The organism is Microbacterium nanhaiense (assembly GCF_014646015.1).
Classification (GTDB): domain Bacteria; phylum Actinomycetota; class Actinomycetes; order Actinomycetales; family Microbacteriaceae; genus Microbacterium; species Microbacterium nanhaiense.
Window position 1 is genome coordinate 40,082 of record NZ_BMMQ01000004.1, and the last position, 24,240, is coordinate 64,321.

Sequence of the window (24,240 nt, forward strand, 5' to 3'; positions counted from 1 at the left end):
CGGGTAGCGTGACAAGACAATGCAGAACCAGCACGACGTGACCGCTCCTCCCGCGCGCCCCACCGCCGGGCGCACCACCAACGAGGACGTTCGCGCACAGAACCTCGCGACCGTTCTGCAGCTCGTGCACACCGACGGCGGGCTCTCCCGCTCGCACATCGGCGCCGCGACCGGCCTCAACCGGTCGACCGTGACGGGCCTCGTGACGGAGCTCATGGAACTCGGCGTCGCCGTCGAGCAGTCGAGCGCCCCGACCGGTCGCGTCGGGCGCCCGTCCCTGGTGGTCGCCGCCGATGACGCCGTCGTCGCCCTGAGCATCCGCGCCGAGCCGGACGCCGTGACCGTGTCGCTCGTCGGCTTGGGTGGCGCCGTGCGCTCGCGGGTCAGGCACGACCTGGCGGGCGCGCCGAATCCGCGCCGCTTCGCGCACATCACCGCCTCGCTCGTCGACGGCATGCGCGCGGACATCGAGCGGCACTACCGGCTCGTCGGCGCGGGCATCGCCGTGCCGGGCCTCGTGGACGAGACGGGCACCGTCATGCTCGCTCCCCCGCTCGGCTGGAAGCGCGAACACATCACCGCCCGGCTCACCGACGCCCTCGGCATGCCCGTCATGGCGGGCAACGACGCGAGCGTCGGCGCGATGGCCGAGTCGCGCTTCGGGGTCGGGCGCGGCATCTCGAACATGCTCTACATGAACGGATCCACGAACGGCATCGGCGGCGGCCTCGTCTTTGACGGCACGCTGCTGCGCGGCACCTCGGGCTTCGCGGGTGAGCTGGGGCACACCGTCATCGACACGCGCGGGGCCCGCTGTTCGTGCGGCCGCCGAGGATGCCTCGAGGTCGAGCTCAGCCCCGAGCGGGTACTGGGTCTGCTGAAGCGCCGCAAGCTCGACGAGGACGAGCTCGACATCGAGCTGAGCATCGCGCGAAACCCCAAGGTTCTCGCCGAGATCGAGCGTCAGGTCGACGTGCTGTCGATCGCCCTGACGAACTTCGTCAACGCGTTCGCACCCGAGGTCGTGGTGCTCTCTGGGTACCTCGGCGTGCTGCTCGCCACGAGCCGGGAACGCCTCTCGACGGCGGTGCGCGTCGATCCCGTCGGATCCGAGGGGCGATCGGTGCGGCTGGAGCGCGCACGCATGCGCTCCCACCTCATGCAGATCGCGCCCGCCGAGCTGGCGTTCGCACCGCTGCTCGAGGATCCGGTCGCGAACGCGCCGCGGATCCGTAACCCTCGGTAACCACGGCCAGGTCTTTCTCGCGCACTATGGTGCGCAGCGACGCTGTGCCGCTACGTTGAGCGTGATAATCACTTCGAGAAAGATCAGGCCATGGCACGAAACACAGCTCACGAAGCGGTGCCCACGGCAACATCCGCACTGATCGCCGAATTCCTCGGCACGCTCCTCCTTGTGCTCGGCGGCGTCGGCGCCGCGCTGTTCGCATCCGACTTCGGCACGGGCGCAAACGGATCCAGCCTCGGCATCGGCTTCGTCGGCGTCGCCCTCGCGTTCGGACTCACGGTCGTCGCGGGCGCGTACGCGTTCGGCCCGATCTCGGGCGGCCACTTCAACCCCGCCGTGACGCTCGGCGTCGCCGCCGCGGGTCGGATCGAATGGTCGAAGGTTCCCGGCTACATCGTCGCCCAGCTGCTCGGCGGCGCATGCGGAACGGGCATCATCGCGCTCATCGGCTCGTCGAACTCCGAGTGGTACGAGGCGGCGACGGCCGGAAGATTCGCGAGCAACGGCTACGGCGAGCACTCCCCGGTGGTTTCAGGCTGACGGGCGCGATCGTCGTCGAGATCGTCTTCACGGCGATCTTCCTCTTCGTGATCCTCGGCGTGACCCACCCGAAGCGCGGCAACCCCGCCCTCGCCGGACTCGCGATCGGTCTGACGCTCACCCTGATCCACCTCATCACGATCCCCGTCGACAACACCAGCGTGAACCCCGCCCGCTCGATCGCCGCGGCGATCTACGGCGGTGCCGACGCCTGGAGCCAGATCTGGGTCTTCATCGTGTTCCCGATCGTGGGCGCGCTGCTCGCCGGGTTCCTCCTGCACCGCGAAACGACCAAGTGAACGACGAATCGGCCCCTCCACGGAGGGGCCGATTCGCTGTGTGGGCGTTCGCACCGGCCGACGGGCGCATTACGTGGGACACGGGTCGGGGCGTGTCCCGCTTAATGCGGGAATAGGGCCGCCATACGCGCACCAAGTGGGACACGGGTCCGGGTATGTCCCACTTAACGCGGGAATAGCGCCGCCATACGCGCATCAAGTGGGACACGGGTTCAGGCATGTCCCACGTAACGCCGGAATAAGGCCGCCATACGCGCACCAAGTGGGACACGGCTCCGGGCTTGTCCCACTTAACGCGGGAATAGCACCGCCATACCCACACCAAGTGGGACACGCCCCGGGGAATTAGGCCGTAAAGACGGTGTGCACGTCGCCGACGTTCTCGCGGCCGCCGAGGCCGAGGAGTTCGAGAATGACGGCGGACCCCACCGTCACGGCACCGAGCTGCGAGACGATCTCGCGCGCGGCGGCGATGGTCCCGCCGGTCGCGAGCACGTCGTCGACGAGCAGCACCCGCTCGCCCGGCTTCAGAACGCCCGGCGCCTCGATCGTGGCGGATCCGTACTCGAGCTTGTAGGTGACGGCCGCGGCCGGCGTCGGCAGCTTGCCCGCCTTACGGATCGGCAGCATGCCGACGCCCTCGGTCGCCGCGATGTACCCCGCGAGGAGGAAACCGCGCGCCTCGATGCCGCCGACGATGTCGAACTGACCCGCGAACGGCTCGACGATCGCGGCGCACACGTCGCGGAGCGCCGACGGGTCCGCGAGCAGAGGGGAGATGTCGCGGAAGAGGACGCCGGGCTCCGGGTAGTCGGGAGTCTCGGCGATCAGCGATTCGGCGTACGCGAGGTCGATGTTCGTCACCGCTCGAGCGTACCGATTCGACCTGAAACGGCGCCCGATGGGCGAGGATGGAAGCATGAACACGCTCAGCTACGTCGCAGAGAACGCGGGCCTGATCGAGGCCGGCGGCCAGATGGGCGGCATGATCGCGATCATCGCCGCCGTGCTCGTCATCGCCGGCGGCGGCATCTTCTTCGCCATCCGCGCCCGAAACAAGAACCGTCCCGAATGAACCCGCATCTCCAGGCGGATCCGGATCCGACCCGCTGGGTCGCGATCCGCGGTAGCGGGATCGCCGGATCCCGACATCGCAAGGCGGCCATCAAGCTCCTGATGTCGACCGTCGGGATCACGGCGGGCCAGCCCGGATCCGGGCTGCTGAACTTCATCGCGACCCGCACGATCAAGGCGGGGCTGCGGAACGCGAACGGGCGCTTCCTCGCCTGGTCGTGGAAAGAGGATCCCTCCGCCCTCGCCGCGCTCGCGCAGGTGCAGGAGATGAGCCCGCACCTCCGCGCGGCGCGGGCCTCCATGCCGATGGAGTTCGACGACACCGAAAACTTCGCCAATCCGCACCTCGGGGTCGGCGAGAAGCTCGTGATGGAATCGTCGGCGCACGCGCGGATGCCCTTCGTCAGCTACACGTGGGACCTCAGCACGCACCTGATCACGCTGCACGCCGTGTGCGCCGACCGGGAACGGTTCCTGCTGTTCGTCGACGCGCTGGACGAGCTGGCCCGCACGTTGCGCTGGGTCGAGGACCTCCGCGTCGACGAGAACAACGTTATGAGACTTCCCGAGGCATAAGACTCGCCCGGCGCGCACTTCTGCGGGATACTGGACCCCAGTGCGAGCTGCCAATCTTATGGGAGGTCGGATCTCGCCGAGGATCGGGGGATCCATGGAGTCTCAGGCGAGCCTATTCTCCAGACCGCGCGTTCAGTCGTTGTTCGACGAGGCGCGGGCGGGAGACATCGTGTTTTGTCGCGTCACCGACGGTTCGGACGCGCACGCGCAGTGCGCGCTCTGGCTGGCGGCACGCGGTCGCGCCGCGGAGTGGTTCGCACGCGCCCCGCGCCAGGCACTCGGATCGCCGGACGCCGTCGTCCTCAACCTCATCGGCGGGGTGCCTGACGAGGGCGAGGCGATCGTCACGACCCGCGAGATGTTTCCGCAGGCGATCCTGATCGTGCTGTCGACGCACGCCTGGCCGCAACGCGCGGCGGACGCGGCCCTGCATCCGGACGTGCGGGTCACGCCCCGTGAATTCGCGTTCACGGATCGCGAGGTCGAGGTCATCGGCGAGCGGCTCGGCGTGACGACGACGCAGCACCAGCGCGCGTCCCTGCTCGGCGCCAGCGCGGGCATAGCGGGGATCGTGCTCGCGGCGCTCGACGCGGCGGCACGCTCCGGCACGCTCGGCGAGGCGGAGGTGCAGGCCGGGTGCATTGCCGCGTTCACGCCGCTGCTCACGGCCCGCGTCGACTTTCCCTACCGCCGCGCCGCCTGGGAGGCGGGCGTGGCGACGGCACACCTCGGGCCGCTCTCGACCGCGGCTCTCGACGCGGTATGGGACCGGGGCGACAACGCCCTCTCCTATCGATACACGCTCGCCGATGCGGGCGCCCTCATCGAGTCGGCGCCCGGCGTGCACAGCTATGTGCCGGGCTTCCAGAAAGCGATGGCGTCGCTCACGAACGTCATCGACGACGCGGATAACCGCGCCGCCGTGTCCGAGGCGGTCGGGCGCCTCGCGTCACAGGGCCGCTTCGCCGACGCGGTGCAGGTCGGCGCACTCTCGCCCGCAACCCGCGCGCGCTTCCTCGCGCGGCACTGGCGCGATGCGCTCTGCCTGCCCTCGGCGAGCGCGCGCGAGGCGCTGCGCGACGCGGTGCGCCGGCTCCCGGATCCGCGGCTGATGCTCGCCCTCGTCCGCGCACTCATCGACCCCGTCCAGCACGAGTTCGACAATCGGGTCTCGTCGGCGCAGGTGCGGGAGGCGGAGGCGCTGCTCGCGCGCATCGAAACGACCGCGGGGCTCGAGCCGGAGGATGCGGCGATCGTGGTGACGATGAGGGCGACGGTCGACCGCATCGACGGGCACCCCGAGAAAGGGCTCGCGCGCCTGCGGGCGCTCGAGTCCGTGCGGCCGGCGCGCGCGGATGGCGCGACCGTGCGCTTCCACATCGGCCTCATGCACCTCGAACTCGGCGAGGCGACGGCCGCACTCGAGAACTTCGACGCGGCACGGAGCGAGGCGCTGGCCGCGGGCGATGACAACGTCGCCCTGCTCGCGGAAGAGCTGTCGCTCGTCGCCATGCATGTGCAGCTGCCGAGCCAGTTCTCGACTTGGCCGGCGATCCCGCGCACCGCGCTCACCGGATCCTCACTGCCGCTGGCGGCGGCACTCGACACGGTCGACGTGCCCGCGCTCCGCCGCCTTCTCGCGAACCCGGCCGACTACTCCGCCTCCGGCATGACGGCACTGAGCGTGCTCGAGGCGACGCTGCGCGCCCGCGCGTACACCGTGCTCGGGCTCGGGCATTCCGCCCTCGGCGAGCTCGATCTCCTCGAGGCCGGTCTCTACCGGGGGCTGCCGACGGCGTCGCTGCGGCGCTGGGTGCTGCTCTCGCGCGCCGAGGCGCTGCTGATGTTGCGGCATGCCGCCGACGTGCTCGAGATCCTCGACGATGTCGCGTTCTCGGAGTTCGGCACGCCGCACGCGGTGCTCCATCGCGCCCACGCGCTCGCGCTTCTCGGCGGCGGCGAGGAGGCCGCCACTCTGCTGCGCGATCTCCTGCCGCAGGTCCGCGGGAGATCGGTGCGCTTCACGATCCGCGCCCAGGTGACGCTGCATCGCGCGCTGCTCGAGAGCGGCGACGAGGAGGGCGCGAACGCCGCCCTCGTCGATGCCCTGCACAAGGCCGCCCAGACGGGCCTGATCCTCCCCTTCTTCCGGCACGGCCGCGCGTGGGTCGCGCGGATCCTCGACGCCGCGGTGCCGTTCACCCGCGACCCGGCCGTGGGGCGCCTCGTGAGGTCAATGCACGAGACCCTGCGCGACCTTGGCGGTTCGGGCGATACGGTGACGCTGACGCCGCGCGAGCGGGATGTGCTCGACCTCATCGCCGGGACGGGAACGATCGCCCAGATCGCCGAGACGCTTGGGGTGACGCAGAACACGATCAAGAGCCAGCTGCGCGGCCTGTACCGCAAGCTCGGCGCCGCGTCCCGCGACGACGCGGTCCTCGCGGCGCGGGCCGCGGGGCTGCTCGGCTAGGGCTCTTCACCCCGCGTTTCACCCCTTGGATTCCGGACCTCACCCGCTCTCATCCGCGCATTGTGCGGATGGCGGGATCGCGCCGTTGTCTGGCCGTTTCTTGCTGTGAGTTTACCCGCCCCATCGGCCCTTCGTGTCGCCTTCGCAACGAAGCCTCCGCCGCATATAACGGTGTGCGACCGCGCACCATAACGTGCCTGTTATCGAAATCTCCACAGATTTTCAGAGGGGGCACCACCATGTCGCGTACACGCTCGCGCCTCGGCGCATTTTTGGGAGCGGCGGCGCTGATCACCGCGAGCCTCGTGGCTGCTCCACCCGCGGCGGCGGCCGTGCTTCCGGGAGGCCTGGCGACGAGTTTCGAGATCGACGGTGATTCGGGCGGTGCCGTCGACTGGAACACCGGTGCCTTCTCGCCCTACACGACGAGCTCGGGCAACCTGAGCACCGGTGTCCTCGCGAAGCAGATCGGATCGGACGCCTGCGGCGCGCCGGATCCGACGACCTTCACCAACGGATCCAAGATCGACGGCACCTGGCCGCCGAACGCGACCCCGACGAGCGTGCAGACGAAGGCCGACCTCTGTAGCGCCGGCTCGGCGTACGAGATCGTCGACGTCGGCGGCACGAACCACGTCATCCTCTACCTCAACTGGACGCGCGTCACGGGCGGCACCGGCGACCTGACGGTGTACCAGCACCTCCAGGGCGCCGGCGCGGGCCGCACGGGAGACCTCCTCATCGAGTTCAACTACGACCCGTCGTCGGGCACCTCCGTCGATGCGCTGCGATGGAACGGCTCAGCATGGGCATCGAGCCCCGCGACAGAGACCTGTCAGGCGGTCGTCGCCCCCAGCCAGACCTTCGGCGAGATGGCCATCGACCTGACGGCGAGCGGGCTCATCCCCACCGACAGGTGCAGCGATTTCACGACCGGCCAGGTGCTCTCGCGCACCGGAAACAGCCAGAACGCCAACATCGAAGACTTCCTCAACCCGCCGTCGCTCACGATCAACACCTGCGCCTCGCTGCAGGTCGAGAAGGTCGTGGAGGGCGCGGTGCCGGAGGGGCTCGGCTTCCCCTACCAGGTCTCTCAGAAGGACGGTGCCGACCTCGGCACCCCCGCCGGCGCAACGGACTCCGACGGATCCGAGGCCACGATCACCTCGACGATCCAGGGCGGCCAGACCCACACCTGGATGGGCCTCGTCACCAGCCCCGATTACATGGTGCAGGAGCTTACGGGCGAGCTGCCCGCGGGCGTCACCCTCAAGAGCGTCGTGTGTTCGGCGACGAACTTCTTCGCCCCCGGCGCCCCCCGCACCGACGTGGTCCTCTACGAGAACGGATCCGCGACGGGCAACGTCTTCCCCGTCTTCCCCGACGCCCTCGGCGGCGCCCCGCGCACTGCACCATCACGAACGAGACCACGACACTGACGCTCAACAAGATCGTCGCCGACGACTACAGCGGCGGCGCGACGGTCGCCGACTTCACCCTGAGCGCCGAGCGCGACGGCACCAAGGTCATCGACACCGCCGACCCGGACGCGGATCCCGCGATCGGCGTGACCTCGCTCGTAAACGCCGGCGACTACCTGCTCGCCGAAACGAGCCGCAGCGGCTACACCGCGGGCGACTGGGTCTGCACCGACGGCACCCTGAACGGCGCGACGGTCACGGTCCTTCCGGGCACGAACGTGGAGTGCCACATCACGAACACGGCGGTGCCCGCCGGGCTCACCCTGACGAAAATCGTCGAGCTGCAGCACGGCGGTGACGCGACCGCCGACGACTTCACACTGACGGCGGCGAGCGAGGGATACACCGTCACCGGCCAAGGCACCGTCACCGACGACGCCGTTCACGCCGGAACCTACACGCTGAGCGAGGACGGCCCCTCGGGCTACGTCTCCGATGGCGGCTGGGTCTGCGCCGACGACGGCACCGACGAGGGCATCGAGATCTCCGCCGAAAACCAGATCACACTCGCGCTCGGCCAGCACGTCAGCTGCGAGATCGTCAACCGCGATGTCGCTCCGACGCTGACGCTCGTGAAGAAGGTCAACAACGCCCACGGCGGCACCCTCAGCCCCGAAGACGTCCTGCTCACCGCCACGGGCCCGGGCGACAATATCGTCGAGGGCTACACGACGGACGAGGGCGGAGTGACCGCAACGGTGGACGCCGGCGACTACACGCTCTCGGAGGAGAGCGTGCCGGGCTACGACGCGTCGGACTGGGTGTGCGAGGGCAACGCGACGGCGCTCGAGGGCGACGTGCTCTCGCTCGGCGTCGGCGAGAACGTCACATGCACGATCACGAACAGCGACCAGGCCGCCCACCTCACCCTCGTGAAGAACGTCGTCAATGACGACGGCGGCACGGCGACGGTCGCCGACTTCCCGCTCTCCGCAGACGGCCCGGTGCCGTTCACGGGCATCAGCGGCACCGACGAGGTGACCTCGGTCGCCGTCGCTGCCGGCAGCTATGAGCTCACCGAGGAGGCCCTCGTCGGCGGCTACGCCGCGGGCGAATGGGTCTGCACGGGCGACGGCGAGCAGAACGGATCCTCGATCGCGCTCGCGCTCGGCGAGAACGCGACGTGCACCATCATCAACGACGACATCGCGCCGACGCTCACGCTCAACAAGGTCGTCCGCAACGAGCACGGCGGCACGCTCGACATCGGCGACGTCACGCTGACGGCCGCCCTGACCGAGAGGGACACCGATGCCGTGCAGCTGAACGGGACGGACCCGAGCGTCTCGGAGGAGATCGGCCTGTCGGGCACGGTGCCCGCCGGATCCTACGTCCTGACGGAGTCGGAGCACGCCGGCTACGCGGCGAGCGCCTGGGTGTGCTCGAACGGATCCGACGAGTTCGAGCTCGAGGGCGGGCTCCTGGAGCTTGGGCTCGACGAGGACATCGTCTGCACCATCACGAACAGCGACCAGGCCCCGACCCTGACGCTCAACAAGGTCATCGTGAACGATGACGGCGGAACGCTCACCCTCGACCAGGTCGAGCTGACGGCGACGGACGGCGAGAACACGCTCACCGGCAACGACCCGAGCGCCGAGGGCGAGGGCCTCACGGGCGAACTCCCCGCGGGCACCTACACGCTCAGCAAGTCGCCCACCCCGGGTTACGCGGCCAGCGACTGGACGTGCACGGGCAACGCGGCACCCCTCGACGGCGACGAGCTCACGCTCGCGCTCGGCGAGGACGTCATGTGCACCATCACGAACGACGACATCGCCCCGGAGCTGACGCTCAACAAGCTCGTCATCAACGACGACGGCGGATCGCTCGCGATCGACGACGTCACGCTGACGGCGGCCGACGCGAACGGCACGCAGCTCGAGGGAACCGACACGGACGAGTCGCTGATCGCCGGCGTCACCGGCGCGGTCCCCGCCGGCTCGTACACGCTGACGGAGTCCGAGCACGACGGCTACGCCGCCAGCGACTGGGTCTGCACCGGCCGCGATCTCGAGTTCACGCTCGACGATGGCGCGCTCGAGCTCGGCCTCGGCGAGACCACCACCTGCACCATCACGAACGACGACATCGCCCCCGAGCTGACGCTGGTCAAGCACGTCACGAACGACAACGGCGGCACCGCGACGACCGACGACTTCCCGCTCCGCGCCGTCGGCGCGGGCACGTCGATCGGCGGTCTCAGCGGATCCGAGGACGTCACGAGCGTCCCCGTGAAGGTGGGATCCTACGAACTGTTCGAGCGCGAGCTCTCCACCTACGCCCCGTCCGCGTGGAGTTGCACGACGGACGCGTTCGACGGATCCGTCGTCACCCTGGCCGCCGGTGACCGGGTCACCTGCGAGATCACGAACGACGACATCGCGCCGACGCTGACGCTCGTGAAGGAGGTGCTCAACGATCACGGCGGCGGCGCGAGCGAGACCGACTTCACGCTGACGGCCGACGGCCCCACTCCCCTCTCGGGTGTGACCGGCAGCGACGAGGTCACGGGACGCACCGTCACGGCCGGCGTGTACAAGCTGAGCGAGTCCGGACCCGCCGAGTACACCGGCGAGGGCTGGACGTGCACAGCCGGCGAGCTCGAGGGGTCGACGCTGACGCTCGGCCTCGGCGAGAACGCGAGCTGCACGATCCTGAACGACGACAACCCGGCGCTCATCACGCTCGTGAAGGAGGTCATCAACGACGACGGCGGAAACGCCGGCCCGGCCGACTTCACGCTCTCGGGAACGGGTGTCGTGACGATCGAAGGCAAGACCCGCACGGCGGCGGTCACCGACGTCGAGCTGCCGCAGGGAAGCTACGCCCTCGCCGAGACCTCGGTGCCGGGATACGTGCTCGACTCGCTCGCCTGCTGGACGAGCGACGACCGCGAGACGCCCCTCGAGCTGACGGACGGATCCGTGACCCTCGCCAATGGCGACACGGCCTACTGCGTGTTCGTGAACAACGATCTGCCGTTCGACCTGACGCTCGAGAAGACCTCCTCGGTCGACCGGGTGCCGGCCGAGACCACGTTCGACTTCACGCTCACCGTCACGAACGTCGGCGAACGCGATGCCGACCCGGGCGAGCCCGTCACCGTCACCGACGAACTGCCCGCGGGCCTCGAGGTGCTGGCCGCCCCCGAGGGCTGCACGGTCGACGGATCCGTCGTCACCTGCGACGTGGATCCGACGCTGCTCACCGTCGACGCGCACGTGGACATCGTGTTCTCGGTGCAGTTCTCCGCGGACGCGGTGGCTGGGCCGGTGACGAACGTCGCCGTCGTCGACACCCCCGACGACCCGAAGCCCGAGGATCCGACATGCGAGGACGACAACGTCGGCTGCGACGAGGTTGAGCTCGTCGACGGCACGATCGACGCCTCCAAGGCGGTGTTCGAGAGCGAGGGCGACGAGTGGGTCGCCTCGGACGGCCACGTCGATTTCGGCGACACGGTGCGCTACCGCGTCACCGTCGAGGCCTCGGGCGATGCGCCCAGCCGCGACATCGTCATCACCGACCAGCTGCAGGACGGCCTCGTGGCCACCGGCGACTGGGGCTGCGACGTCGAGTGCGGCGTCACCTACGACGAGGCGACGAGCACCTTCACGGTGACGATCGACGAACTCGCGCCGGGCGAGAGCGCGGTCTTCGGTTTCTCGGCTCGGATCCCCGACGCCCCCGCCCTCGAACCGGGCGAGAGCGTGACGGAGACCTTCGAGAACGTCGCGACCGTTGCCGCGTACCGCTCACCCGAGAAGCCGACGAACCCCGTCGAGGTCGACGCCGAGGATGAGGAGCCTCCGGCCCCGACGCCTACGCCTACGCCGGAGCCGACTCCTGAGCCGACGCCGACTCCTACGCCTGAGCCCACGCCCACGCCGGAGCCGACACCTACTCCTACGCCGACACCGGAACCGACGCCGGAACCGACGCCCGAGCCCACGCCCACGCCGACGTCAACCCCGGAGCCGACGCCGAAGCCGACCGCCGAGCCGAGCCCGACTCCGGAGCCGACGCCTGAGCCGAGCCCCGAGCCCACGCCCAGCCCGACGCCCGAGCCCAGCCCGGAACCGACCCCCGTCCCGCATGTGACTCCGTCGCCGGCGCCGAGCCCCGCGCCGAAGCCGGCCCCGTCCCCGGCGCCCACGCCGCTCTCCCCCACCGGAGGCGACATGCCGTGGACCGTGGCCTGGGCGGGCGGCGGGATGATCGCAGCCGCACTGTGGATCGCGATCCGGCGCCGTCGCTCGGAGCGCTGAGCCCGGCGGTGAGCGGCGGGGTCTCTCCCCCTCACAGCCCCGCCGTCTCACCGCCGCACAACTGAACAGAACCGTTCAACAGACCCGTCGAGGCGGGTGGTCCGGATGGCCCCGGATCACCCGCCTCGACGTTGTCATCCTCGGCGACGCGGGCCGTCCGGCGCCTAACGTCGAGCCGCGAAACGACGGATCCCCTCGCGCCGTTCGAGAACGACGCGGGGGGATCCGTCTGCGTAGGTAACGCGAGGGGAGACGCTACCTCAGCGGGGCTCGCTTCAGATCCGTTCCTCCCCGCGTCCGGCGGGCGTGCGGCGTCGGGTGATGAGGATTGCGCCACCCCCGAGGATGAGCAGGCCGAGCGCGCCGAGCGCCACGACCGACCCGATGTCGCCACCGGTCGGGTTCAGCGGCGGGTCCGCCGGCGCGGGCGGGCTCGCAGGAGCCGACGGCTCGGCCGGGGTCGACGGTTCCGCCGGAGTCGACGGCTCCGCCGGAGTCGACGGCTCCGCGGGGGTCGACGGCTCCGCTGGGGTCGACGGCTCCGCTGGGGTCGACGGCTCAGCGGGAGTCGACGGCTCAGCGGGAGTCGAGGGCTCGGCTGGGGTCGAGGGCTCGGCAGGAGTCGACGGCTCTGCAGGAGTCGCGGGCTCCTCGGCCGGGTGCTCCGTGCACAGGGCGCTGTCGTCCTGGCACACTGCCGGCGGCTCCTGACCGGACACGGTCACGAAGTTGCCGAGGGCGCGGTCGCCCTGCTCGGCCCACTCGCGCACCTTCACCGTGTAGGTGACGGTGACCGTCTGGCCCGTGGCGAGTTCGCCGCTGACGGAGAACGCGCCGTCGACCACATCCGAAACCGCGAGCGCGTCGTCCGACGCGATCGGCGCCTCGATGAGCTCCGCGTCGTCGAGCACGCCGGCCATGTGGTCGGTGTAGTCGATCGACTCGGCACCCTCACCGCTGTTCGCGAATGTGAGCTTGTACGTCAGCTCTTGGCCTTCCTTCACGGCCTCGCCGCTCTCGGGGTCTGCGGTCTTGACGACTGTGACATCCGAGACGGGGTTGAAGGTGCAGTCCTCGCCGTCCGTGCACACCGGCTCGGCCGGAGGCTGCTCCGACGGGTCGAGCAGGAAGTTCGCCAGCATAGTGTCGCCGAGCTGCTCGGCAGCCTTCACCGTCACCGTGTACGAGACCGTCACCGTCTGACCGGGCTCGAGCGTTCCGGTGATCGCGAACCTGTTGTTCTCGATCTCCGAGACCGTCAGCGCGTCATCGGATGCCGACGGTGCCAGTGTGACGTCGGCGTCGTCGAGCACGTGAGTCAGGTCATCGACCCGGTTCACGGCGCCCGGGGCGGTGCCGTCGTTCGTGAAGGTGAGCGTGTAGCGCAGCTCCTGGCCCGCACGAACCGACGTGTTCGACGACGGGTCGACCGTCTTCGAATCGTGGATCCTTGGCACCGGGTTGTAGGTGCAGTCCTCGCTGCCCTCGACGCACTCGCTCGGGTCGGTCGGCGGCTCCTCGCCCGAGTCGAGGAGGAAGTTCGCCAGCTGCGCGTCACCGAGTTCGTCCGCAGCCTTCACCGTCACCGTGTAGGTGACCGTGACGACCTGCCCGGGCTCGAGCTCACCCGTGATGGAGAAGCGACCATCCGCGATCTCCGAGACCGCAAGGGCCTCATCAGACGCGGCCGGCGCAACCGTCACGTCAGCATCGTCAAGCACGTGAGTCAGGTCATCGACGCGATCCACAGCCACCAGCGCACTGCCGGTGTTCTCGAACGACAGCGTGTAGGTCAGCTCCTGCCCCGGCTCCACCTCAGTGCCCGTCTCGGGGTCAACCGATTTGGAGTCGATAAGGCGCGGCACCGTGTTGATGGTGCAGTCCTCATCGCCCGGCTCACACACCGTCGGGTCCTCCGGGGTGTCCTCATCAGGGTCAAGGAGGAAGTTACCCAGGATCGTGTCGCCCATGTCGGTAGCGGCCTTGACCGTCACCGTGTACGTCACCATCGCCGACTCACCTGGAGCGAGCTCACCGGTGATCGAGAAACGTCCGTCCTCGATCTCCGACACCGTCAGCGCGTCATCCGACGCGGTCGGCTGCACCGTTACGTCGGCGTCATCGAGCACGTGGGTCAGGTCATCGACCCGGTCCACGTCACCCGAACCGGTGCCCGTGTTCTCGAACGACAGCGTATAGGTCAGCGCCTGACCCGGCTCCACGACCGAACCCGACTCCGGGTTCACCGACTTCGAGTCGATGATCCGCGAGATCGAGTTGCACGTGGCGTCCTCGATCTCGCCCGGCACGCACTCCTCGAGCTCGGCCGGCGGAACCTCATCCGGGTTCAGCAGGAAGTTACCCAAACGGGTGTCGCCGAGGTCGTCGACCGACTTCACCGTCACCGTGTAGGTCACAGTGACCGTCTGACCCGCCTCGAGGTCACCGGTGATCGAGAAGCGGTTGTCCTCGATCTCCGACACCGCCAGCGCCTCATTCGACGCCACCGGAGCAACCGTCACATCAGCATCGTCGAGCACATGGGTCAGGTCATCGACCCGGTCCACCGAGCCGACACCGGTCCCGATGTTCTCGAACTCCAGCGTGTACGTCAGCTCAGCACCCGGCTGCACCGCCGACCCATCCTCCGGGTTCACCGACTTGGAGTCGATGATCTCGGGAACGTAGTTCACGGTGCACAGCGGGTCGTCGTCTTCGCAAACGTCGTCCTCACCAGGAGGCGTGTTCTCGGGGAAGACCACGTTGCCGAGCGTGTTGTCGCCACGCTCACCGTCAGGCAGGACGCGCACGGTGTAGGTCACCGTGAACGACTCACCCTGCGGAACGCTCTTACCGCTGACCGAGAACTGTCCGTCCTCGATCTCCGACACCGTCAGCACGTCGGGGTTCGACGAGGTCGGGGCCGTGACGATCTCCGCGTCATCCAAAACGCTCGAGAGGTCATCCGTCCACGACTCGATGTCGGCCGGAGCGGTACCCGTGCTGTTGAACGTAATCGTGTACGTCAGCTCCTGACCGGCGACAACCGTGCTTCCGTCCTCAGGGTTGACGTCCTTGGTCACGTTGTACTGACCACCGGGGATCTGGATGAAGCCGCAGGGCTCGCCCGTGACCGGATCGCGGCCGTCGGCGTCACGCGGGTCACAGACCGGTGCGTCACCCGGGTTCTCCGGGTCGGACGGCTGCCATGCCACGTTGGACAGGAAAGCGTCTCCGGCCGCGGTGTAGGTCACCTGGTAGGTGATCGTCACCGTTTCATCGACGCCCAGGGCACCGGACCAGCTCAGACGTCCGTCCTCGAGCGTCGCGCCCTCACCGAGCGAGGTCGTGATCGAACCGTCCACGAACTCGCCGTCATCGAGCACATCGCTCATGTCGTCGAGAACGACAGCCGGAGCCTCATCCGTGTAGATGCCGGGGCCGATGTTCGTCGCCGTGACCGTGTACGTCACCGTGTCGCCCACGCGGGGCAGCTCCGTGAAGTCGGCCGATTTCTCGACAGCCAGCTCCGGCAGGAGGTCGGTGACCGTGATGCAGTCCTCGTCACCGGGCTCGCACTCCGGCGTCGTCGGCGGTTCCTCCCCAGGAGGCTCCTCCGAGTGCCACGCGACGTTGCGCACGGTGTGGTCTCCGTCGTTGCCCAGCGTGACGGTGTAGGTGATCGTCACCGACTCGCCTCCGGCAAGGGCCCCAGCCCACGACAGGTGCGAGGGCTCGAGGAAGGCCGGTGCCGGCACCTCCGACTCGTCCGAGGCGACAGCCTCGGCATCGTCGTTGTAGACCGCGTCGTCCAACACACCCGACAGGTCATCGAACACGACCGCCGGCTCGTCTTCCGTGTAGGCGTCCGTGCCCGTGTTCGTCGCCGTCACCGTGTAAGTGATGGTGTCGCCCGGGCGCGAATCCTCCGTGAAGTCCGACTCCTTGTCGATCGCGATGTCGCGGTCCAGGACCGAAACGGTGTAGTCCTCGACCTCGCCGCCGGACGCTTCGCCCGTCGGCGCGAACGTTGTCACGTCGCCGGCGAAGAGACGGAAGCGCGCGAACGTGTCGTCCGCCGTCGTCGCCGCGGGGAACGTCAGCTCGTAGGACGCCGTGCCGCTGTTCGCAGGCACCTCCACGGTCACCAGCTCGCCCTCGTCGAACGTGCCGTTGCCATCGAGGTCGACCCAGCCCGCCAGCGTCGCCGCCGCACCTGTGGCGTTGGTAGCAGAGACGGTCACGACCGACTGACCGCCGGTCGTGACGACGATCTCGTCCGCCACGCCGTCCTCGTCCGCCGCACGGTTCTCGTCGTCGCCGAGTGCGTCGTCCGACGGCTGCCCGTCCGGGTCGAAGTCGATGCGCTCACCGAGCGTCAGCCCCGGCGTGAGGAGGTGACGGGCGCCATCGTTCTCCAGCGTCGTCCCGTAGCTCTCCGGTGCATCACCGAAGTCGAAGCATGAGGGCTGGATGGCGAAGTCACCGTCGCCGTCGAAGCCGAAGCCCGAGTTGCTACCGCCCTGCCAGCGCGATTCGAAGGTGTTGATGCCCTCGAGCACGAACTGGAAGCGGCTCTCCGGGTCGCCGTTCCAGTTGCCGTTGCCCTCGAACTGCACCTCGCCCGCAGACGTCTCCGAAATCCGCACGGCACTGCCGGCAGTGACCGCGTAGCTCGCGAGGTCGGCGGATGCGAAAGTCGCGATCTCGCCTGTGTCCATATCGCTGACGACGAACGCCGCGTTCACGTCGATAGGTTCATCGGTGCCGGCTGCGAAGAAGCTGTAGCGCAGCGTAGCGTCCCGACTGATCTGCCAATTCGCATCGTCCGTACCGAAGATACCGCCCTGCCCGCGACGGATCGAGTGCGTGTCACCATCGAGAACCTCGACGAGCATATCCACCGGCTGACCGCCGATCACGCTGACGTCACTGAAGAGCGCCGTCGTTCCCTGTCCGCCATCGCCCGTTCGCTCTGTGGGGTCGTCGAAGGTAAAAGCATAGTACTCGGCGTCGCTGACGACGCAGCTGGTCGGTGCGAGGATGCGTTCGAACAGCACGGAGTAGTCCTCAACCTCACCATCGGGAGCTGGCCCGGTCGGCGTCGCGATCGCTGCCGCGTCGGTGCTGTAACGGACTCGCACGTAGGACTCGAGACCAGCGGGGTTCTCCATCTGTGCGAAAGTCACAGCGTTGGTACCCGCCGTAACAGCCTGCGCAGATACCACACGCTCGCCTTCGTCTCCGAAGTCGTCGTCCTGGTTCCAATCGACCCACACCGAAACGAAACCGTCCGCGGAGGCCGTGACCTCGAGCGCGTTCTCGATGCCGGAAAGGGAGTTCGGGTCGACGCCCGTGCGAATGACGTTGCTCTGGTATCCGAGCGCAGGGTTGAATACGACCCCGTCCTCGTCGACGCCATCGCCATCAGCCGCTACCGATGGCTGCCCGTCGTCCTCGGCATCGATCGATTCACCGAGCATGACCGGCGCGGTCAGCGTTGCCGCGTCGTAATCCGGGACGATATGGCGTGCGCCGTCATCCGTCGCGAGCGTGCCGTACGATTCGGGAGCATCGCCGAAGTCCATCGGCGGAATCACCGCACACGTCTCCGCTTCGGAGGTGTCATTCGCTTCGTTGTCGTCGCGTTCGTTGCCGATGACCGTGGCGGTGTTCACCACGCATGTTTCGTCAGCCAGCTCGGAGAGTGCGACCACCGTGAAGGTGACGGACGCACCGGCCTCGAGACGCCCGCCGGTGACTGTGAGCGTACGCGTCGCTGAGTCGTACGAGTTCGTGAGCTCCTCGATGACCGCCGGGTCAACAAGCCCCTCAGGCAGCGTGTCGGCAACCGACCAACCGCTCGAGGCTGTATCGCTGAGATTGCGAACGCTGATCGAGTACTCGACGCGGCCGTCCAGCAGGTGCGTGGCGGCGGTCGTCTTCTCGACGGCGAGGTCGACAGGCAGACCAGGAACGGCCGTACCATCGTTCGTCGTAGAAGCGGGGCCGCTCGAAACCGAGACAAGTGCGACCGTCGGCTGCGCGCTTCCCCCATCGGTGACGGAGAGCTGATAAACCGCGCCCGTCGCATTGTCAGAGAAGCCGAGGTTGCCGTTTCCGAACGTCCATGCGGCGCCGAAGCCGGCACCTGATGCGTCTATCACGACCTGGTCCAACGTCGTGAGCTCTCCCGTTGACATATCGAGACGCATGAGCGCGCCATCGGCCGTCAACGACCAGGCAAAACCATCCGCGAAGGTGAGGTCGGGCGACCCAAACGCGCCATCCAACGCGACCGTGCCCGCGGGCGACCCGTCAGTGAGATCGATCCGGTATGCGACATCGGTGCCCTGCTGAACGATGTAGTAGAAGCCGTCGTCACCGACTGCCCCAGCTTGGAAGTTCGTCGAGCCCGACGGCCCGGCGTAGGTCGCGTTCCCCACGCGGGAGACCGCCCCTTCCTGACCGATTCTGATGACGGATCCACCCGGGATCTCTGTGTTCCCCGTCGTCGCGATGCCATAGATATAGTTGCTCGACGGGTCGAACCCGATCGCGTTGTAGGTGAGGTCCTGCGCAACGCCCTCGGGTGAGAACGAGAAGGAGCCGTCCGGGTTCGTCAACGAACGATAGAGCTGTGTCGTCACCGTCTGGGAAACGTACACGGTGGGATTGGTCGGATCGAATGGGTCTCCCGCAGCCGCATTCGCGGCGGTCGGCACGGTCACGGCGCCGGCGAAGCCGAGCATCCCTGTGACGAGCGTTGTCGCGGCGATGGTCGCGACGCTCCTCCGTACGGGCTTGGCCCTGTCAGAGCGGGTCGAGAACAGTGTTCTCGTCCCCGCAGCGTGTCGGCGGCTGAGCGGCCGCCAACGATGACGTGATGACATCACGGTCCCCTTTAGTTCGAACGTATTGCCGCCGTGCGCGGCGCGCGAAGGTATATCGGTCTTTCGATACCCTTTCCATAGCTAGTGGACAGGTCCGGTCGGGTGTGACGCAATGAACTATTTCACCCATGGAAATCACCCCCCTTGCGTGGCCTACCAGCCGAAGCCACGGCAGGATGGGCCTGTCAGCCGGCGTGCTTTGGCCCGGAATGCCGGTACTGGCGGGAAGGGCTATGCTCCTCCCGCAGACACCGAGTATTGTGGAGGATGGAGAGCATGACGATGGCGACTGCTTGTGAGGAGCGGCTGTGACGTCACCTAGCGCGGACGCGACGGCTCGTCTCCGGCACGCCCGCCCGCCCCGTCGCGCTTATCGTCATGTTGCCCGAGCACACCTGGCCCGCATGCTCGACGAAGCCGCAGACGCTCCGGTGCGCCTCGTGTGCGCACCAGGCGGCTACGGTAAGACCGAGCTCGTCGCCGAATGGGCCCGCACAACGGATGAGGCCACGGTGTGGACCATCGCGCTCACGGAGGACTCCGCGGCCTTTTGGCGTACGTTCGAGCAGGAGATGCGCGCGACGCACCCCGACGTTCCTCCGGTCGCCGGCGTGCCGGTTAACGACCTACGCGTCGCCAGCTGGCTCGATACAGTGCTGCATTCCCACGGTCCGCTCACCGTGGTCGTCGACCGGTTCGACGACCTCGATGCAGACACAGCGCAGATTCTTCTCGCGCGCGTCGCGCAGGATTCGAGATTGCGCCTCGTGGTGACGACCCGTTCCCCCATCTCGAACCCCCTGGCGCGCCCGGGCCTTGTCGTGCCCGTCGTCAATCACAACGACCTCTCGTTCGACGCCTCTGAGGCGGTAGAACTCGCTTCCCTACTCGGGGTAGACCTCGACGAGGCAGCCGTCGAATCGCTGCATCGCACGACGAACGGATGGCCGCGCGCGACGCGACTCGTGCTCGAGAAGGCCGCACGCGTCGGCGTGCATGAGTGGAACGACCTTTACGAGAGCATCGCGGATGTGCAGCACGCGCTCGTTGGTGATCTGTCCGAGCGGGAGGAATTCGGGTACCTTCTCGCTGCAGCTGTCCCAGAAACTTTCGTTTCCGCGCAAGCAAATGCGCTCAGAGTCGCACCAGCCGACAGCGGCATTCTCGACGACGCGGAACGGCGAGGACTCGGATGGTGGAGCCAGAACGGCGGAGAGCGCTCATTCACGTTCCAGCCGCTGATCCGACAACGCCTGCTGGCGCAGTTCGGCGCCTCGCGGCAGCGTCGTGCCGAGGCCGCCCTCGCCGAGTGGTATCTCGAACACGGCCATTTCCACGAGGCGTTCACGACGGCGATCGGCGCACAGCGCTGGGATCTCCTGCGTGAGATCACGAATAGGGATTTCAACGAAGTCGCCGCCGCGATCAGCGCCGATCCTGCCTGTCTGCGGGCTGTTCCTCGTTCGACGCTCAAAAGCGAACCGCTCATCGGCCTGCTGGCGGCCCTTGCGGACTACATCCAGGGCCACACGGCGAGCGCTGTGAGCAAGCTCGGCGCGGCGATCGCGACGGTCGAACGAGATCGCCTACTGCGCCGCGGAACCACCTCGCCGGATCATGTGTGGACGCAGGGAATCATCACGATCGGCCTTCGCCTCGCCGGACGGTACGAGATGGTCCCCGCGGCCCTGCGACGCTTCAGGCACCTGTTCGAATCGGTTTCGTCCACGACGCCGGAACTCGACCACACGGAGGACCTCTTCCTCACGGAGACGGCAGTCACCGAGCTATACCTAGGTCAGACAGGGGCGGCGTACGAGACACTGCGCAGGCGCCCGCTGCGCGCGCCCCGCACGAGGAGCCACCACTTCTACGGAGACGCGCTCGAGATCCAACTGCTCGCATCGCAGGGATACGTCGATCAGGCGCGCGAGGCGCTCCGCGAGTTCAGAGCACAAGCACTTCCCCTCCCCTTCCTCGAGAGCTTCTACGCGATCCCGCTGCATCTCGCCGAGGCGCAGCTGTTCCTCGAGGAGCATGAGCCCGATCGCGTCGCGGATGCGCTTGCCCCAACGGAGAAGCACTGGAGATCGACAGAGAACTGGCCGCTGCTGCTGCTCATGCACGTGGATGGCGTGTGGCATCGCGACGACGCTCTCGCAGCACTTCAAACGTTCGCCATCCGTCACCGCGAACAGCGGCATCGCTCCGGCGCCAGCGCGCACCTGTCGGGACGGCTCACGGCGAAGAAGGCCGAGCTGCTGCTCGGCGCCGGCCGGATCGGCGACGCGCAGAAGCTCCTCTCGTCGCGGAGGAACTCGCCGACGCTCGCCGCCGCGCGGACACGACTGCTGATCCTTCAGGAGCAGTTCTCCCAGGCGCTACAGACGGCGGACGATGCGCTCATCGCAGCCGAGCTCGCGCCGCGCGAACAGCTCGACCTGCATCTCGCAGCAGCGACAGCAACGACGAAGCTCAGCAACCAACCGAGCGCGGCGCGGCACCGTCAGCACGCGACCGCCCTCGCGATGCGCACAGGGTTGAGAGCACCCTTCGCAATGATGTCGGCCGAGGACCGTGCGGCGCTACTCGATGATCCGGATACGCCGCCAGCGCTGATCAGTGAGATCGCGGATCTTCCAGTCCTGTTCCGCTGGACCTCCGCACATCCGCGCTTGACGCAGAAGGAGCTCGTCGTCCTCCACGACCTCAATCGGGGGTTCACACTCGCCGAGACGGCCGAGAACAACTCAGTCTCGGTGAACACCGTGAAGAGCCAGCGCCGTTCGCTCTACAAGAAGCTCGATGCGGGATCCGCCGAAGAGGTTCTCGAGAAGGCGCGACACTTCGGCCTGATCTGACGGCACCGCTTCTGCCCCGACCAAACGAATGGAAGGCCCCGCGCCCGACCTATGAAGCGCATCCTGATCCTCGCCCTCGCCCAGGCCTTGGTGCTCGCGTCGCTCACCGCGCCCGCCGTCGTCGGGCTGTCGATCGATGTGCGGCGGCTCCTCCCGAACGGCGACGAGGCCGGAACTCTCGCGGCGATCATCTCCGCCGGATCCATCGCCGCGCTTGTCGCCAACCCCCTCTTCGGTTGGCTAGCCGACGCCACGAGGCGGCGCCGGACGCTTCTCGTCGCGGGCGCGGCCGGTGGATTTGCTGGCTGTACCGCACTCCTCTGGGCTCCCTGCATCGGTATGCTCACGGTTGCCTGGATCTCCGCGCAAGTGGGTTACAACATGTGCTTCGGCGCAATCAACGGCCTTGTCTCGGCGCAACTCGCACCCGCCGACCGAACCCGTGCGGCCGGTGTACTCTCCGCCGTCACTGTGCTCGGCGCGCTGCCCGGACTCGCGGCCGCCGCTGTCTTCGCCAACCACCGCTCTCTGATGGTACTCGCCGTACCAGCAGCAGCGCTCGTCGCGATCCCCCTTATCGCGTCGCGCCTCCCCGGCGAGAGCGCATCGGCGACGCGCCGCAGTCGGTTGCACGTGCCGATTCGCACCATCGCGACATCCGCGTTCGGGCTCGCCGTCGCTGCACGGTTCGTCATCGCCCTCGAACTCGCGGCCGGCCTGATCTTCGCGCTCTATCTCTTCACGGACCGGTGGCATCTGGGCACGTCCGCAGCGGTTCGGCTGGTCTCCATCGCAACGCTGCTCGGTGCTGTCGGGATCGTCGGCGGCTCCTGCGCCATCTCGCTCACCCGCCTCCGCGTGATCGCCCCGCGCGTGCTGCTCGGAATCGGGCTCGGCGCACTGGCACTCGGCACCGCCGCGCGGGGCCTCGCCCCGACGCCCACCGTGTTCCTCGTCGCCACGTTCATCGCGGGCTGTGCGATCGGCACAGGGTTCACCGCCTCGCGATCGCTCGCGCAAAGCGCTTTGCCAGCTGCGGATTCCGGCCTCGGACTCGGCGTACTCAACGCCGCGAACACGCTGGCCCCGGCCATCGCCCCCCTTCTCGCCGGCGCGCTCGTTATGCCCGGAATCATCCCCTGGCAGACCGACGGCTATGGCGCGATGTACCTCCTCCTCACGATCCCGATCGCGCTCTGCGCGGCCGCGATCCCCATTTCCCGTCCCCGGAGAAGCCGATCGCTCGTCTCAGCTATATAGTTTGCACGCAGGTGTGCAAACTATATAGACTCTCCTCATGACCACATCGACGCGGCGACGCGATGCGGTCGCCAACCGGCAGGCGATCCTCGACGCGGCCGCCGAACTCCTCCGACAGGATCCGCAGGCCTCGATCGACGCGATCGCCACGTCCGCGGGGCTCACCCGCCGCGCCGTGTACGGCCACTTTCGGTCGCGCGAGGCGCTCCTCGCGGAGCTCCTCGAGCGCGGGGCTGCCGAGATCTCGCGCGCGGTCGAGGGGATCCGCCACGACGACCCCGCCACGCGGATTGCCATGCTCGCCACCGCGATCTGGCAGTCCATCGCCGATATCAAGCTCGTCGTGCAAATGCTCGTGCACGGGCCGCTCGAGAAGCTCGTCGGGGAGGCGATCGCGCCCGTGCGCCGCGCGCTCCTCGAGGCGGTCGAGAGCGGCGCCGCGCGCGGATCCTTCCGGCGGGATCAGGATCCCGCCCTCACCTCCCTGCTCATCGAGCGCACCGCGCTCGGCATGCTCGACGTGGCCGTCGCCCGCGGACTCGACGACGACGCGCAGCGCATGCTCGCCGTCAGCGCACTCGGCATCGCGGGTCTCGACTGGCGCGCCTCGCGAGACGTCGTCGACGCCCTCGGCTCCCCCACGGGAGGAGTCGCGTGACCACCGAGAAGCTCCCGACCGTCCCCACGCTCGCCGCCCGCGGCATCACCGTCGGGCCCCTTTCGGCCACCGACGTCGAGGCGAGGGCGGGCGAGGTGACGCTCGTCGCCGTCGAGGGCGGGCAACGCGCCGACTTCCTCGCGCTCATGCTCGCGGGGCGCATGACTCCGAAGGCCGGCGTCGTCGAGCTCGACGGGCGCGAGGATCCGAAGGGCCTGCGCAAGCGGGTCGCGATCGTCGACGCCCCCGACACGAGCGCACCGGCCGATTCGCTCCCGCTCGCGTCCGTCGTCACCGAGGAGCTCGTCTTCGCGGGGCTACGCGCGCCGCGCCGCGCAACGCGCAAGCTGCTCGCGGACGAGAACCTCTCCGACCTCGCCTCGACACCGATCGGCGAGGTACCGGCCGCGGCGCGGATTCGCGTGCTTACGCGCACGGCCGCGGCCCACCCCGATGTCGACATCCTCGTCATCGCCACGCCCGATCGCCACGGCGGCGACACCGCCGCCTGGTACGACACGGCGCACGCCTGGGCCGCCCGCGGCTACACGGTGATCGTCCTCGCCTCCGCCGCGGCGGTCGACGCCGCGGGCTAAGCCGCACCG

Annotated in this window: 14 protein-coding genes; 12 read left to right on the forward strand and 2 right to left on the reverse strand. The window is 68.4% G+C overall.

Features of this window, described 5'->3' with window-relative positions:
- Positions 1-19 precede the first annotated feature (19 nt).
- The 3 genes from IEX05_RS07890 (at position 20) to IEX05_RS15470 (ending at position 2,088) form a co-directional block, all read left to right on the forward strand.
- Positions 20-1,246 (forward strand): ROK family protein, encoded by a 1,227-nt coding sequence (locus IEX05_RS07890; protein ID WP_188700844.1) that lies wholly within the window; start codon positions 20-22, stop codon positions 1,244-1,246.
- Between the two features lie 90 nt (positions 1,247-1,336).
- Positions 1,337-1,789: an aquaporin gene (locus IEX05_RS15465; protein ID WP_308423410.1), complete on the forward strand. Its 453-nt coding sequence runs from the start codon at positions 1,337-1,339 to the stop codon at positions 1,787-1,789.
- Complete coding sequence (locus tag IEX05_RS15470; RefSeq protein ID WP_308423411.1) at positions 1,714-2,088, forward strand: aquaporin; 375 nt, start codon at positions 1,714-1,716, stop codon at positions 2,086-2,088. The genes IEX05_RS15465 and IEX05_RS15470 overlap by 76 nt, the downstream gene beginning before the upstream one ends.
- Positions 2,089-2,433: 345 nt before the next feature.
- Here IEX05_RS15470 and IEX05_RS07900 read toward each other — a convergent pair whose 3' ends face one another.
- On the reverse strand, positions 2,434-2,952 hold the full coding sequence (locus IEX05_RS07900; protein ID WP_229661194.1) for an adenine phosphoribosyltransferase: 519 nt from the start codon (positions 2,950-2,952) through the stop codon (positions 2,434-2,436).
- 55 nt (positions 2,953-3,007) lie between these two features.
- Here IEX05_RS07900 and IEX05_RS07905 point away from each other — a divergent pair, with 55 nt between their 5' ends.
- From IEX05_RS07905 to IEX05_RS07920, 5 genes are all read left to right on the forward strand, one after another.
- Positions 3,008-3,163, forward strand: a complete 156-nt coding sequence (locus IEX05_RS07905; protein ID WP_188700846.1) for a hypothetical protein — start codon at positions 3,008-3,010, stop codon at positions 3,161-3,163.
- Entirely contained in the window at positions 3,160-3,738 is a 579-nt protein-coding gene (locus IEX05_RS07910; protein WP_188700847.1) for a hypothetical protein, read from the forward strand. The genes IEX05_RS07905 and IEX05_RS07910 overlap by 4 nt, the downstream gene beginning before the upstream one ends.
- A gap of 94 nt (positions 3,739-3,832) precedes the next feature.
- Positions 3,833-6,211, forward strand: coding sequence for a helix-turn-helix domain-containing protein (locus IEX05_RS07915; RefSeq protein ID WP_188700848.1), 2,379 nt, complete (start codon positions 3,833-3,835; stop codon positions 6,209-6,211).
- Between the two features lie 239 nt (positions 6,212-6,450).
- The gene (locus IEX05_RS15285) at positions 6,451-7,650 is read left to right on the forward strand and encodes a hypothetical protein (protein WP_229661195.1); all 1,200 of its coding nucleotides are present in this window, start codon (positions 6,451-6,453) and stop codon (positions 7,648-7,650) included.
- A gap of 11 nt (positions 7,651-7,661) precedes the next feature.
- On the forward strand, positions 7,662-11,963 hold the full coding sequence (locus tag IEX05_RS07920) for a DUF11 domain-containing protein (protein ID WP_229661227.1): 4,302 nt from the start codon (positions 7,662-7,664) through the stop codon (positions 11,961-11,963).
- Between the two features lie 275 nt (positions 11,964-12,238).
- Here the strand turns inward: IEX05_RS07920 and IEX05_RS07925 are convergent, their stop codons facing one another.
- Positions 12,239-18,715 (reverse strand): DUF7927 domain-containing protein, encoded by a 6,477-nt coding sequence (locus IEX05_RS07925; RefSeq protein ID WP_188700850.1) that lies wholly within the window; start codon positions 18,713-18,715, stop codon positions 12,239-12,241.
- 545 nt (positions 18,716-19,260) lie between these two features.
- Between IEX05_RS07925 and IEX05_RS07930 the strand changes: the two genes are divergently transcribed.
- Genes IEX05_RS07930 through IEX05_RS07945 form a run of 4 tightly spaced genes read left to right on the forward strand, consistent with a single transcriptional unit; the run spans position 19,261 to position 24,231 of the window.
- Positions 19,261-21,717: a LuxR C-terminal-related transcriptional regulator gene (locus IEX05_RS07930; protein WP_188700851.1), complete on the forward strand. Its 2,457-nt coding sequence runs from the start codon at positions 19,261-19,263 to the stop codon at positions 21,715-21,717.
- 51 nt (positions 21,718-21,768) lie between these two features.
- Positions 21,769-22,977 carry an MFS transporter gene (locus IEX05_RS07935; RefSeq protein WP_188700852.1) on the forward strand — a complete coding sequence of 403 codons (1,209 nt, stop codon included), beginning with the start codon at positions 21,769-21,771 and terminating at the stop codon, positions 22,975-22,977.
- A 37-nt stretch (positions 22,978-23,014) separates the two neighbouring features.
- Positions 23,015-23,635 (forward strand): TetR/AcrR family transcriptional regulator, encoded by a 621-nt coding sequence (locus tag IEX05_RS07940; protein ID WP_188700853.1) that lies wholly within the window; start codon positions 23,015-23,017, stop codon positions 23,633-23,635.
- Positions 23,632-24,231 carry a hypothetical protein gene (locus IEX05_RS07945; protein ID WP_188700854.1) on the forward strand — a complete coding sequence of 200 codons (600 nt, stop codon included), beginning with the start codon at positions 23,632-23,634 and terminating at the stop codon, positions 24,229-24,231. The genes IEX05_RS07940 and IEX05_RS07945 overlap by 4 nt, the downstream gene beginning before the upstream one ends.
- Positions 24,232-24,240: the final 9 nt, after the last annotated feature.